12 protein-coding genes are annotated in these 13149 nt (G+C 66.0%); 6 read left to right on the plus strand and 6 right to left on the minus strand.

Annotated features, from left to right (window positions below; all coding sequences use genetic code 11):
- Positions 1-20 precede the first annotated feature (20 nt).
- From RSP_RS22775 to RSP_RS22475, 4 genes are all read left to right on the plus strand, one after another.
- Positions 21-251 (plus strand): hypothetical protein, encoded by a 231-nt coding sequence (locus tag RSP_RS22775; protein ID WP_373365309.1) that lies wholly within the window; start codon positions 21-23, stop codon positions 249-251.
- Positions 218-1063 (plus strand): hypothetical protein, encoded by an 846-nt coding sequence (locus RSP_RS18350; protein ID WP_017140390.1) that lies wholly within the window; start codon positions 218-220, stop codon positions 1061-1063. Before RSP_RS22775 ends, RSP_RS18350 begins: the two co-directional genes overlap by 34 nt.
- A gap of 133 nt (positions 1064-1196) precedes the next feature.
- Positions 1197-1499 carry a hypothetical protein gene (locus tag RSP_RS18355; protein ID WP_011339400.1) on the plus strand — a complete coding sequence of 101 codons (303 nt, stop codon included), beginning with the start codon at positions 1197-1199 and terminating at the stop codon, positions 1497-1499.
- Between the two features lie 66 nt (positions 1500-1565).
- Positions 1566-2108, plus strand: a complete 543-nt coding sequence (locus tag RSP_RS22475; RefSeq protein ID WP_227590647.1) for a hypothetical protein — start codon at positions 1566-1568, stop codon at positions 2106-2108.
- A 54-nt stretch (positions 2109-2162) separates the two neighbouring features.
- On the opposite strand, the gene RSP_RS18365 is transcribed toward RSP_RS22475, so the two are convergent.
- Both RSP_RS18365 and RSP_RS18370 read right to left on the minus strand, forming a co-directional pair.
- Positions 2163-2693, minus strand: coding sequence for a toll/interleukin-1 receptor domain-containing protein (locus RSP_RS18365; RefSeq protein WP_227590648.1), 531 nt, complete (start codon positions 2691-2693; stop codon positions 2163-2165).
- Positions 2694-3027: 334 nt separating this feature from the next.
- The gene (locus tag RSP_RS18370) at positions 3028-5295 is read right to left on the minus strand and encodes an adenosylcobalamin-dependent ribonucleoside-diphosphate reductase (protein ID WP_011339403.1); all 2268 of its coding nucleotides are present in this window, start codon (positions 5293-5295) and stop codon (positions 3028-3030) included.
- Positions 5296-5446: 151 nt separating this feature from the next.
- Between RSP_RS18370 and RSP_RS18375 the strand changes: the two genes are divergently transcribed.
- Entirely contained in the window at positions 5447-5878 is a 432-nt protein-coding gene (locus RSP_RS18375) for a DUF1489 family protein (protein ID WP_011339404.1), read from the plus strand.
- Here RSP_RS18375 and hisG read toward each other — a convergent pair.
- Genes hisG through hisS form a run of 3 tightly spaced genes read right to left on the minus strand, consistent with a single transcriptional unit; the run spans position 5871 to position 9156 of the window.
- On the minus strand, positions 5871-6581 hold the full coding sequence (gene hisG, locus RSP_RS18380) for an ATP phosphoribosyltransferase (RefSeq protein ID WP_002724462.1): 711 nt from the start codon (positions 6579-6581) through the stop codon (positions 5871-5873). The two genes, RSP_RS18375 and hisG, sit on opposite strands and share 8 nt — an antisense overlap.
- Positions 6578-7675, minus strand: coding sequence for an ATP phosphoribosyltransferase regulatory subunit (locus tag RSP_RS18385; RefSeq protein WP_011339405.1), 1098 nt, complete (start codon positions 7673-7675; stop codon positions 6578-6580). Before RSP_RS18385 ends, hisG begins: the two co-directional genes overlap by 4 nt.
- Entirely contained in the window at positions 7672-9156 is a 1485-nt protein-coding gene (hisS, locus tag RSP_RS18390; RefSeq protein ID WP_011339406.1) for a histidine--tRNA ligase, read from the minus strand. The genes RSP_RS18385 and hisS overlap by 4 nt, the downstream gene beginning before the upstream one ends.
- An 87-nt stretch (positions 9157-9243) precedes the next feature.
- On the opposite strand from hisS, the gene RSP_RS18395 reads away from it, so the two are divergent.
- Complete coding sequence (locus tag RSP_RS18395; protein WP_002724468.1) at positions 9244-9444, plus strand: SlyX family protein; 201 nt, start codon at positions 9244-9246, stop codon at positions 9442-9444.
- A 148-nt stretch (positions 9445-9592) separates the two neighbouring features.
- On the opposite strand, the gene dnaE is transcribed toward RSP_RS18395, so the two are convergent.
- Positions 9593-13084, minus strand: a complete 3492-nt coding sequence (gene dnaE / locus RSP_RS18400) for a DNA polymerase III subunit alpha (protein ID WP_011339407.1) — start codon at positions 13082-13084, stop codon at positions 9593-9595.
- Positions 13085-13149: the final 65 nt, after the last annotated feature.

The following is a 13149-nucleotide window of genomic DNA, read 5'->3' on the forward strand; positions in this document are numbered from 1 at the left end:
CGAAGGAAATTCGCGATCTGCTGCGCCGCTTCCAGGAAAGCGCGGCGGTCCTCCCGTCGGGCCAGCCGGCACGGATCGTCGAGTGCATTCTCGATGCAAAGGGCGGCTGGAAGGACCTCAACAGGAAGACCCTCAAGGCAATGGGGTATCCGATTTCGGACAGTTCACGACTGCGCCCAACCTCATGCGCGAGGGTACACGGGGTCAGGTATCGCCGGTGGAACGCGACGGCATCTTCGGCGGCGATATAAAGCTAGAGGTCTCCGACCCGCACCAGGTCTATGCACTGCTTGCCCGGATGCAGGAGATGCACATCCTCGACCAAGGCGAGATCGACCGGTTCGTGTCACGCTTCCTGCAAGCCAATCAGCGGGCCGATGAGCGGCCGGTGCTGGAAGGCATCGTCCGGCAGACAGTGGAGCGCTTCCGGACGGCCCTGACCGAGGAGCAGCAGGAAGAGTTCCGGCAGCTGCTGGCTTCCTTCCTGCGGTTTTATGCCTTCATCTCGCAGGTCATCGCCCTCGAGGACAGCGACCTCGAGAAGATGTACCTCTTCGGCAGCTGGCTGAAACGCCTGCTTCCGTCGCGCGAGGCGCCGCAAGGCGGCGATGTCACCGACGACATGCTGGAGTTGCAGGCCTTCCGGCTCTCGGAAGGCGAGGTTGTCGATGCGTCGCTCGAAGCAACAGAGGCGAAGCCGCTGTCCCCGATCGACCGTTTCGGGGCGAACCCTTTTACTGAAGAAGAGCGGCGCACGCTTTCGGAAATCATCAAGGCGTTCAACGACCGGCACGCCACGAACTTCACCGAAGAGGATTACATCCGCTTCGAGGCAGTGAACGAGGCCATCCTCGACGACGAGGCTTGGGCCGAAATGCTGCGGAACAACCCGCCCGAGGTCGTGCGGCCCAGGTTCGGCGAGGAGTTCATGCGTAGGGCCATTCTGGCGTTCCAACGCGACCGCCAGATGCAGAGCGCCTTCCTCCAAGATCGGGAAGGCCGGGAGATGATCATGGGGCTGATGTTCGGGCGAGCCGTGCGCGGAGCAAGAAAGTCAGCATAGAAATTGAGAATTAAGCACTCGTCTGGCAGAAAGGCCTTCCCGAAATTACATCGGGCAATTCAAAAGAACCACCGTATTTAAGTTGACTGACGAAATACACATGTAGTTAAAATGCAGCCAATCGGAGGGCAATATGGACGGTCAGAGAGTATCACAAGAAGAGTTTGAGGAACTCCTGAGAAAACGACTGAATTTGTATGAGAAACTCCATCGTCGACAGTTTTGCGGCAAAGGCCTCAACCTCAAGCTCGCCGACAACAATTGGCGCCGCAGTGACGCCAACAAGGGCAGCCTCTCCTTTGACTTCATGGAGTTTGATGAAATGTCCGCCGAGTTTGCCAGAGACGCCGCAAACCACATCAATAAACTCGTGGTATTAACGAGGGATGTTGCGGATTGGACTGCCATGATGAGCGAGACCGCCGATGAAAGTTAAAGAAACGAGATCTACTATGAATTTATTAGGTTACCAGTCACGCTCGCGCTGTGCATGCCGCAAGCCATGAAAGAGAAGTTCTACTTCTACATTTCGCATCTCGCCAATCAGGTGCGACGAATATCACATGGACCAGTGCAGGATAACCTTGTCGAGGATCATCGAATAAATCGCGATGTTGCGAGGAAATTGATTGGCGACTGGCCGAAAGGACAAGACTTTCTGACCCTTCTGGATCGGATTTCTGATGAAGAAATGTCCAGAAGAACTCAGAACTTCAGAAATGGCTTCAGCCATCAAATTACGCCGGGCATTCACGTTGGGATGACTCGGTTTGTCACCCGGTCCATTTTCAAGAATCAGGAAGATCTTGACGTCATTTTCGGAGACCAGAGCAGGATGCCGCAAGAACTTCGGCGCCCGCCAATGAACCCTGGCGAAAAGCGTATCATCTACGTGTTTGGCGGACAAGAAGCGCTGAAGCTTGATGATGTCGTCGCTGTACTCGTTGAACAAATACAACGAATTCATGAATGCTACGACATGTTCAAAGAGTATGTCTGGTTCTACGAAGATCAGTTCTATGGGGATGAGAGGAAGACCATCTGAGGTGGGAGCGCCCGCTCGCGCGCTCCGCCCGTCCTCCATTAGCACTCGCCGCGACTAAATGGCTACCAATTCTGCAATTTTAGCCGCGACCTCCGCCATTGACTCTTCGGCAGTGCTCAGCCCCGCACGGGACGCCAACAGTAGACTGACCTTCTCAAGCTCTTCATAGGTCGTTCCATGAACGACCGGGACAAGACGCTCACGCCGGAGGAGAGCCGAAAGCTCTTTGTCTGCGATGCCTTCCGCGGGGAGGCGGCGCAACATGGCCGGGGTTACCAACACAATACCGACTCGAGAGTTTACCAAGCCCTTGTCGATCGCCCGCATCATTGGCACCCCGAGGCCAAGGTCCTTTTCACTGAACCATACCCGGACACCCCGGGCCTCCAGCAAATCATGCAATTCCTTGGCGGAGCCCTGCCTGTCATCCCATGCGTGGCATAGAAACACATCTCGAAGATCAGGCTGCGAGGCCGCCAGGTTTTCGACGTTTTCTCGAACCGGCGTGAGCGCCTGAACCTGTTCAGGCGTGTACCAGACTGACGAACCTGTTCCCGACCAGCGCGGTTTGGCGGTGCGGCGCACTGAACTACCGCTGGTCCGACCGCTGCTGCTCCCTGAGGAGGATGAAGGGGACGAATATGACCCGTAACTGCTGTAGCCATACCCGCTATAGCCGCTGGAGCGGCTGTAGCGGCTCCCACATGCAGGACATGCGGCTGCGGCAGCTGCCGAGCGATGACCATTTACTGGTGCAGTACATCTCGCCATGCCTCTTCACCTCCTTCACCAAACACCACTTCGTCAGTCCGCGGATCCATTGCGCACCACGACTAGCCGTCGCTTTTTGCTCATTTGACGTCGTTTTTCAGCATAATGGACAATTTATCTGAACCGCGAGACTCTTGCCTCCCCGCCCTCATCCGCACTTGGAGAAGCCGCAGCTGGCGCAGGTCATGCAGCCTTCCACCATGCGGAGGTCGTAGCTGCCGCAGGAGGAGCAGGCCTTGGCCTTCACCCCCAAGACCTGCACATCGGCATGAGGGTCGGTCTTCAGACCCATGCCCTCGCCCTCGATGAAGCCGATCGCGATCAGGTGGCGCTCGATCACGCCGCCGATGGCTGCTAGGATCGAGGGAATGTAGCGCCCCTCCATCCAGGCGCCGCCGCGGGGGTCGAAGACCGCCTTCAGCTCCTCGACCACGAAGGAAATGTCGCCGCCGCGCCGGAAGACGGCCGAGATCATCCGCGTGAGCGCCACCGTCCAGGCGAAATGCTCCATGTTCTTCGAGTTGATGAACACTTCGAACGGCCGGCGGTGGCCGGAGATGACGATGTCGTTCACCGTGATGTAGAGCGCATGTTCCGAGCCCGGCCATTTCACCTTGTAGGTCGCGCCCTCAAGGGCTGCGGGGCGGTCGAGCGGATCGGTGAGATAGACCACCTCGCCGCCCTTGGGCTCGGGCGCCTCGGCCGGAGCCGCCTGCCCCGCCTCGGAGACCGAGAGCACCGAGCCCGTCACCTCGTTCGGCCGATAGGTCGTGCAGCCCTTGCAGCCCTGATCCCAGGCCGCGAGGTAGACGTCGGCGAATTCCTCGAAACCGATATCTTCCGGGCAGTTGATCGTCTTGGAAATCGAACTGTCGATCCATTTCTGCGCCGCCGCCTGCATCCGCACATGTTCGAGCGGCGCCAGCGTCTGGGCATTCACGAAATAGTCCGGCAGCGGGGCGTCGCCCATCTGTTCGCGCCAGAGGCGGACGGCGTAATCGACGACCTCCTCCTCGGTGCGGCTTCCGTCCTTCTGCAGCACCTTGCGCTTGTAGGCATAGGCGAAGACCGGCTCGATCCCCGACGAGACGTTGCCGGCGTAGAGGCTGATCGTGCCGGTGGGGGCGATCGAGGTCAGCAGCGCGTTGCGGATGCCGTGGGTGCGGATCGCCGCGCGCACATCCTCGTCCATATGGGTGAGCGAGCCCGACCCGAGATACTTGTCGGCCTCGAACAGCGGGAAGGCGCCCTTCTCGCGCGCGAGATCCGCAGAGGCGAGATAGGCCGAGCGCGCGATGGCCTTCATCCAGGCCTCGGTCCGGGCGGCGGCTTCTTCCGAGCCGTAGCGCAGCCCCACCATCAGCAGGGCATCCGCAAGGCCCGTCACGCCGAGGCCGATCCGGCGCTTCATCTGCGCCTCGCGCGCCTGTTCGGGCAGCGGGAAGCGCGAGGCATCCACCACATTGTCCATCATCCGGACGGCAAGGCGCACCAGCTCGTCCAGCTCGGCTAGATCGAGCTCCGCCCCGTCGGAAAACGGTTTCGCGACCAGCCGGGCGAGGTTCACCGAGCCGAGAAGGCAGGCGCCATAGGGCGGCAGCGGCTGCTCGCCGCAGGGGTTGGTGGCAGAGATCGTCTCGCAGTAGGCGAGATTGTTCATCTGGTTGATGCGGTCGATGAAAATCACGCCCGGCTCGGCGAAATCGTAGGTGGAACGCATGATGCGGTTCCAGAGGTCGCGCGCCTGCAGCGTCCTGTAGACCTTGCCGCCGAAGGTGAGCTCCCACGGGCCGTCCGCCTTCACGGCCTCCATGAAGGCGTCGGTCACGAGAACCGAGAGGTTGAACATCCGCAGCCGGGCCGGGTCTTTCTTGGCTTCGATGAAACTCTCGATGTCGGGATGGTCGCAGCGCATCGTGGCCATCATGGCGCCGCGCCGCGAGCCTGCCGACATGATCGTCCGGCACATCGCATCCCAGACATCCATGAAGGAAAGGGGCCCCGAGGCGTCGGCGGCGACGCCCTTCACCTCGGCGCCGCGCGGGCGGATGGTCGAGAAGTCATAGCCGATCCCGCCGCCCTGCTGCATCGTCAGCGCCGCTTCCTTCAGCGCGTCGAAGATACCCGCCATGCTGTCCGGGACGGTGCCCATGACGAAGCAGTTGAAGAGCGTGACCGTGCGCCCGGTGCCCGCCCCAGCGGTGATCCGGCCGGCCGGCAGGAAGCGGAAATCCTCGAGCGCGCTGTAGAACCGATCCTCCCAAAGCGCAGGCTCGGCCTCGACTTCGGCCAGCGCCCGCGCGATCCGCCGCCAGGTATCTTCGACCGATCCGTCGACCGGATGGCCCGCGCCATCCTTCAGGCGATACTTCATATCCCAGATCTGCTCGGCGATGGGGGCATGGAATCGGGACATGGGCAGATCCTTGGGCTTGTGGTTCTCAGGGAGGAGTTGCCCAAGATATGCCCATGGGCGGGAGCGGTCAAACGTAAAGAGCCATGTCCGGGGCGCTTGGAGGCCGGGGCCCGCGCGTCTATATGATGGTCCTCTGCGGCGGAGAATCCCCTTGTCCGATCATGTGAACATTCTCAAGCTCTGCGTGGGCGCAGAGGCGGTCGAAGACCTTCTCGACTGGCAGAAGAGCCAGCGCGCCCGTTGGCCGGACGGCTTTCCGCGCCATGTCACGCGCATGTGGCCGAAGCGCGAGGCCGAGGTGCTGGCCGGGGGCTCGCTCTACTGGGTGTTCAAGGGGCTCGTGCTGGCGCGCCAGCCCATCGTCGGGCTCGAATCCGTGACGGGTGCCGACGGGATCGCGCGCTGCGCACTGGTGCTTGAACCGGAGGTGATCCGCACCGTCCCTGCCCCGCGGCGCCCGTTCCAGGGCTGGCGCTATCTCTCGCCCGAAGAGGCCCCGGCCGACCTGCCCAGGGACCGCGCCCGCGAGGAGCCGCTGCCGCCGGAACTGGCGCGGGCTCTGGCCGACATAGGCCTCAGGTAAGCGCCTCGGGCAGGGGCAGGCCCAGCCGCGCGCCGAGCGCCGCGAAGGGCCCCGCGGCCTCGGACCAGTCGGCCCGGCGCGAGGCGAAGAGCACGGCCTGCGAACTGTGTACCAGCGCGTCGGAAAGGATTTTCAGGTGGTTCGCCCGCAGCGTCTCGCCCGACGAGGTGATGTCGGCGATGGCCTCGGCGGTTCCGTTTTTCACCGTGCCCTCGGTCGCGCCCTGGCTGTCCACCAGCTGATAATCCGCAACCCCGTTGGCCATCAGGAACTCGCGCACGAGCCGGTGGTATTTGGTGGCGATCCGAAGCCGGAAGCCGTGGGCCGCGCGGAAGGCCGCGGCGGCGGCGTCGAGATCGTCGAGCGTATCCACATCGATCCAGAAGGCCGGCACCGCGATGATGAGATCGGCATGACCGAAGCCGAGCGGCGCCATCTCGGCCACCTGCAGCGACCAGTCCGCAAGCTTCTCGCGCACCAGATCGGACCCCGTCACCCCCAGATGGATCCGCCCGGCGCCGAGCTCGCGCGGGATCTCTCCCGCCGAGAGCAGCACGAGCTCGACCCCGTCCACCCCGTCGACGGCGCCGGAATATTCCCGCTCGGCCCCGGTCTGGCGCATGGTCACGCCGCGCGCGCCGAACCAGTCGAAGGTCTTTTCCATCAGCCGGCCCTTCGAGGGCACCCCGATCTTCAGCGTCATGCGAGCCCCTTCAGCCTGGCCACGAGGCCCGGGCGGATCACGCCCCCGATGGCCGGGATGGACCGCCCCTGCCCCAGCACCGCCGTCAGCGCGTCGTAACGCCCGCCGGTGGAGACCGGCGGCAGCCCTGCGTCGGCGGCGTGGAAGCTGAAGACGAATCCGTCGTAATATTCGAGCGAGCTCTGGCCGTGGCTGGCGTCGAACGGCAGCCGCTCGACCGCGATCCCGCGGGCCGCCAGCGCGGCGAGACGGCGGCCGAACCGCGCCACCGAGGGCTCGAGCGCGGGCATCCGCCGCGCCAGCGCCTCGAGGCGGCCGAGCGCCGCAGCCGCCGGAGCTTCGAGCGACAGCAGATCGTCGAGCACCGCGGCCTCCTCGGCCCCGAGCGGCGCGGCTTCGGCATCCTCGATCAGCGCCGCGGCGCGGGCCTCGATCTCGCAGGGCTCGCGGAGCCCGATGGCCGGGCCCGCGGCCTCCATCAGCGCGACGGCGCTCGCCCCGGCCAGCCGGTCGAGCAGCCGCAGCCGCGCCTCGGGCACCGGCGTGCGCCCGGCGAACCGGTCGAGCAGCGCGCGGAACCGCGTGGGCCGCCAGACATGCCGCAGAAGCGCCGCCTTGCGCTTCTCGGTGGTCGAGAGACCGCGCACCGCAGCCATCAGGATGCCGATGTCGCCGGTGGCCGCCTGAAGGCCCAGAGGCGCCAGCAGCTCGGCGATCAGCGCGAAGACCTCGGCATCGGCGGCCTCGGGCTCAGTGCGGTCGAACAGTTCGAAGCCCACCTGCAGATATTCCGACGCCCGGGGCCCCGCATGTTCCTGCCGCCGGAAGACCTCGCCCATGTAGGTGTAGCGCGCGGGCTCGGCCCCTTCGGCCATATGGGCCTGCACCACGGGCACGGTGAAGTCGGGGCGCAGCATCATCTCGCCCCGGAGCGGGTCCGAGGTGACATAGGCCCGCGCCCGGATGTCCTCGCCGTAAAGATCGAGGAGCGTGCCCGCGGGCAGCAGGATGTCCGCCTCGACCGGCAGCGCCCCCGCCGCCTGAAAGGCCGCGAACAGCGCCTCGGCCTCGGCGCGGACCGCGGCCTTGGTCACGAGAGCATGTCCTGCACCGCCCGGACGAGATCCGCCCGCGGCACCTCGACCTGCGCTGGCCGGCTCTTCCATTCCTCGAGGCTCGCGCCGGCCGCGATCTGCGCGCCGAGCACCAGATCCTTCAGCACCACGACCCCGCGCGCGGCCTCGTCCGACCCCTGGATGACCGCCACCGGAGACTTCCGCGCATCCGCATATTTCAGCTGGTTGCCGAAGTTCTTCGGATTGCCGAGATAGAGTTCGGCCCGGAGGCCCGCGCGGCGCAACTCGCCCACCATGGCCATGTAGTCGCCCATCCGGTCGCGGTCCATGACGGTCACCACCACCGGCCCCTGCGCCTCGGCCCCCGCACGACCCTTGGCGCGCAGTGCCGCCAGCAGCCGGTCGACCCCGATCGAGACGCCGGTCGCCGGCACCGACTGGCCGGTGAAGCGCTTGACCAGATCGTCATAGCGCCCGCCGCCCGCGACCGAGCCGAACTGCCGCTTGCGGCCCTTCTCGTCGAGGATCTCGAAGGTAAGCTCGGCCTCGAACACCGGGCCGGTATAATAGCCGAGGCCCCGCACCACCGACGGATCCACCACGATCCGGTCGGGCCCGTAGCCCTGCACGTCAAGCAGTTCGGCGATGGTTTCGAGCTCCTGCACGCCCTCGCACCCGAGGGTCGAGGCCCCCACCAGCTCGCGCAGCCGCGCAGCCGTCGCCGCGCCCGTGTCGCGCCTGGCGGCCATGAAGCCCATGACCACCTCGGCCTGCTCGTCCGAGAGCCCCGCGCCCTTGGTGAAATCGCCGCTCTCGTCCTTGCGGCCCGAGCCCAGCAGTGCGCGCACGCCCGTCTCACCCAGCCGGTCGATCTTGTCGATGGCGCGGAGCACGATGCCGCGCTCGGCCTCGAACTTCGCCGGGTCGGACGGGTCGAGCACGCCCGCCACCTCCATCACCCCGTTCAGGACCTTCCGGTTGTTCACCCGCACGATATAGTCGCCGCGGGGAATGCCCACGACTTCGAGCGCGTCCGACAGCATGGCGCAGATCTCGGCATCGGCCGCGACGCTCGCCGACCCCACCGTATCCGCGTCGCATTGATAGAACTGGCGGAACCGCCCCGGCCCCGGCTTCTCGTTGCGCCAGACCGGGCCCATCGCATAGCGCCGGTAGGGGCTCGGCAGGTCGTTGCGGAACTGCGCCGCGACCCGCGCCAGCGGCGCCGTCAGATCGTAGCGCAGCGCGAGCCAGTCGCCATCCTCGTCCTGCCAGCCGAAGACGCCCTCGTTCGGGCGATCCACATCGGGCAGGAACTTGCCCAGCGCCTCGACGGTCTCGACGGCCGAGGTTTCCAGCGGATCGAAGCCGTAGCGATGGTAGACCTCGGCCACGGCGTCGAGCATCGCCTTGCGCTCGGTCACATCCGCACCGAAATAGTCGCGGAAGCCCTTGGGCGTTTCCGCGCGCGGGCGGCGGGAAGCCTTGTCCTTGGCCATGGATCGCACCCTTCGCTGTTCGTCGCGCGCGGTGTATCGGATGGGCGGGCCGCGGACAAGCGCCGGGCGAAACACGAGGAGCAGACGATGGACGAGCGGATCGAGGCGGCAGAGGTGCAGATCGCGCATCTGGTGCGCAGCGTCGAGGATCTTTCGGAGGTGGTGGCGCGGCAGGCGGGCGAGATCGCGCAGCTCCGCCGCCGCGTCGAGATGCTGCTCGAGCGCGAGGCCGAACGCGAGGCGGACGGGGTGGCGCTGATCGCCGACCAGCGCCCGCCGCATTACTGACGCCTGCGCCCTCGTGTCGCGCCAAGGGGCGGCTCCCGCGCGAAGCGAGACGGCCGGCTGAGCGCCGCCGACTTTGCCCGCCGTGCCGGTCGGTGTGGATCGGCCCAGCTGCGGGCCGTTGCTCTCGCCGTCGAGCCATAGGCGCGGGCTAGATCTCCTCGACCATCTCCACACCCGGCACGGCGCGGAGCGCGCTGCGGATCTGCGGCGAGACGGCGAAATCCTGACCGAGCTCGATGTCGATCTCCTGCCCGCCCGACGGATCGCGGACGCAGATCCGCACCGGCGCCCGGGCGCGGCCCTGCGCACGGGCCAGCAGCGCCGCCACCGAGGCCGCGGCCTCGGCACGGTCGAGATGGACGCGCAGGCTCATCGCGCCCGCATCGGCCGCCACCGCATCGATCGGCGAGACCCCGCGGGCGAGGAGCTTCAGACTGTCGCCCTCGAGCGTGGCCTCGACGGTCAGCACCACATGGCCGCCCGGCTCCAGCAGGTCGCGCGCCTGCTCGAGCACATCCGAAAAGACGGTGCATTCGTAGAGCCCCGTCGGATCCGAAAGCTGGACGAAGGCGAACCGGTTGCCCTTGGCCGACTTCTTCTCCTGCCGCGACGAGACGGCACCGGCGAGCTTGGCCACCATGGGCCCCCGCTGCGCCAGATCGGTCAGCGCGGCAAGCGTGGTGACGTTGCGCCGCTTCAGCGCCCCCATGTAATCGTCGAGCGGATGGCCCGAGAGATAGAAGCCGATCGCCTGATGCTCCTGCGCCAGTCGCTCGACCGGCAGCCAGTCGTCGCGCGACGGCAGCCGCGGCTCGGGGATGTCCGCCCCTGCTTCGCCGAACAGCGACACCTGGCTCGAATTTAGCGCTTCGTGAATGGCGGCGGAATAGGCCACCAGCGCATCCAGCGCCTCGAACACCCGGGCACGGTTGCGGTCGAGCGCGTCGAAAGCCCCGGCGCGCGCCAGCATCTCGAGAGGACGCTTGCCGATCCGCTTCAGCTCCACCCGCCGCGCCATGTCGAAGAGCGTGGCGAAGGGCCGGTCGCCGCGGGCCTCGACGATGAGCCGCATCGCCTCGACACCCACATTCTTCAGCGCGCCGAGCGCATAGACCACCGCGCCGTCGCGCACCGTGAAGGTGGCGAGCGAGGCGTTCACGCAGGGCGCCACCGTGCGGATGCCGAGCTTGTCCACCTCGCGCTTGTAGACGGCGAGCTTGTCGGTCAGGTGGATATCGCAGTTCATCACCGCGGCCATGAACTCGACCGGATGGTTCGCCTTCAGCCAGGCGGTCTGGTAGCTCACGACCGCATAGGCGGCGGCGTGGGACTTGTTGAAGCCGTAGTTCGCGAATTTCTCAAGCAGGTCGAAGACTTCGCCGGCTTTCTTCGCGTCGATTCCGTGGGTCTTCTTTGCGCCTTCGATGAACTTCGGGCGCTCCTTGGCCATCTCTTCGGCGATCTTCTTGCCCATGGCGCGGCGCAGAAGGTCCGCGCCGCCGAGCGTATAGCCCCCCATGACCTGCGCGATCTGCATCACCTGTTCCTGATAGACGATGATGCCCTGCGTCTCCTTCAGGATCGGGTCGATGGTCGGATGCAGGCTCTCGAGATCGCGCAGCCCGTGCTTCACCTCGCAATAGACCGGGATGTTCTCCATCGGCCCCGGCCGGTAAAGCGCCACCAGCGCCACGATATCCTCGATGCAGGTGGGCTTCATGCGTCGCAGCGCATCCATCATGCCCGAGCTTTCGACCTGGAACACCGCCACGGTCTTGGCCTGCGCATAGAGCTCGTAGGTGGCCTTGTCCTCGAGCGGGATATGCCCGATGTCGTTCTCGGCTCCCGGCGGCGGATCGTAGAGCACCCGCCCGTCCGCAGCCATGTGCAGGGGCCGCCCCGTGCCGCGGATCAGATCGATCGCGTTCTGGATCACCGTCAGCGTCTTGAGGCCGAGGAAGTCGAACTTCACCAGCCCCGCGGCTTCCACCCATTTCATGTTGAACTGGGTAGCCGGCATGTCCGAGCGCGGATCCTGATAGAGCGGCACCAGCTCGTCGAGCGGCCGGTCGCCGATCACCACGCCCGCGGCATGGGTCGAGGCGTTGCGCAGAAGCCCCTCGATCTGCATCCCGTAGTCCAGAAGCCGCTTCACCACCTCCTCGGTCTTCGCGGCCTCGCGCAGCCGCGGCTCGTCGGCCAGCGCCTTCTGGATCGAGACGGGCTTCACCCCCTCGACCGGGATCATCTTCGACAGCCGGTCCACCTGCCCGTAGGGCATCTGGAGGACGCGCCCCACGTCGCGGACGGCGGCCTTCGAGAGGAGCGCGCCGAAGGTGATGATCTGCCCCACCTTGTCGCGGCCGTATTTCTCCTGGACGTAGCGGATCACCTCCTCGCGCCGGTCCATGCAGAAGTCGATGTCGAAGTCCGGCATCGACACCCGCTCGGGGTTCAGAAACCGCTCGAAGAGAAGCTGGTAACGCAAGGGGTCGAGGTCGGTGATCGTCAGCGCATAGGCCACGAGCGAGCCCGCGCCCGACCCCCGTCCCGGTCCCACCGGGATGCCGTTGGCCTTCCCCCACTTGATGAAGTCGGCCACGATCAGGAAGTAGCCCGGAAAGCCCATCTGCTCGATGATGCCGAGCTCGAAGGAGAGGCGCGCCTCATAGTCCTCGACGGGCGCCGCATGGGGGATCACGGCGAGGCGCGCGGCCAGCCCTTCCTTGGCCTGCCGCCGCAGCTCCTCCACCTCGTCATCGGCGAAGCGCGGCAGGATCGGCGGGCGCTTGGCCGCCTTGAAGGCGCAGCGGCGCGCGATCTCGACGGTGTTCTCCACCGCCTCGGGCAGGTCGGCGAACAGCGCGACCATCTCGGCCTCGGACTTGAAGTAATGCTGCGGCGTGAGCCGCCGCCGCGGCGCCACCTGATCGACATAGGCCCCTTCGGCGATGCAGATCAGCGCATCGTGCGCCTCATACATCTCGGGCTTCGGAAAATAGACGTCGTTCGTGGCCACGAGCGGCAGGCCCATCGCATAGGCCAGCTCGACATGCCCGGGTTCGGTCGCGCGCTCGGCCTCGGTCAGCCGCCCGCCCTCGCCCGGATGGCGCTGCAACTCGACATAGAGCCGCCCGGGATAGATCGCGGCGAGGCGGCCCAGCAGCGCCTCGGCCTTCGCCCGCTGCCCCTCGCGCAGATGCCGGCCCACCGGCCCGTCCGGCCCGCCGGTCAGGCAGATCAGCCCCTCCGCATGCCGCTCGAGTTCGGACGGCGTCACCTGCGGCAGCGCACCCTCCTTGCCGAGATAGAGGCAGGAGGAGAGCTTCATGAGGTTGCCGTAGCCCGTTTCGGTCTGGGCCAGCAGCACGACCGGCGCGGGCGGCTTCGGCCGCTCGCCCAGCGCCGCCGTCTCGTAGGCGACCGAGACCTGACAACCGACGATGGGCTGGATCCCTGCGCCGCTGGCCAGCACCGAGAATTCCAGCGCGGCGAACATGGCATTGGTATCCGTCACCGCCACGGCGGGCATGGCGGCGGCCGTGCAGAGGCCGATCAGCTTCTTCACCGGCACCGCGCCCTCGAGCAGCGAATATTCGGTATGGACGCGCAGATGGATGAATCGGGGAGCGTTCGACATGGGGCGGAGCCTACAGAAGCCGCTCTCCCGCGGAAAGATGCTGCGCGCCGGGCGAGAGGACCCCC

The organism is Cereibacter sphaeroides 2.4.1 (assembly GCF_000012905.2).
In the GTDB taxonomy this organism is placed as follows: Bacteria; Pseudomonadota; Alphaproteobacteria; order Rhodobacterales; family Rhodobacteraceae; genus Cereibacter_A; species Cereibacter_A sphaeroides.

Excerpts from the sequence above, each read along its gene's own strand:
- RSP_RS18355 (WP_011339400.1), top strand. The coding sequence starts at position 1,197 with ATGGACGGTCAGAGAGTATCACAAGAAGAGTTTGAGGAACTCCTGAGA.
- RSP_RS22475 (WP_227590647.1), top strand. The coding sequence starts at position 1,566 with ATGAAAGAGAAGTTCTACTTCTACATTTCGCATCTCGCCAATCAGGTG.
- RSP_RS18370 (WP_011339403.1), bottom strand. The coding sequence starts at position 5,295 with ATGTCCCGATTCCATGCCCCCATCGCCGAGCAGATCTGGGATATGAAG.
- hisG (WP_002724462.1), bottom strand. The coding sequence starts at position 6,581 with ATGACGCTGAAGATCGGGGTGCCCTCGAAGGGCCGGCTGATGGAAAAG.
- hisS (WP_011339406.1), bottom strand. The coding sequence starts at position 9,156 with ATGGCCAAGGACAAGGCTTCCCGCCGCCCGCGCGCGGAAACGCCCAAG.
- RSP_RS18395 (WP_002724468.1), top strand. The coding sequence starts at position 9,244 with ATGGACGAGCGGATCGAGGCGGCAGAGGTGCAGATCGCGCATCTGGTG.
- dnaE (WP_011339407.1), bottom strand. The coding sequence starts at position 13,084 with ATGTCGAACGCTCCCCGATTCATCCATCTGCGCGTCCATACCGAATAT.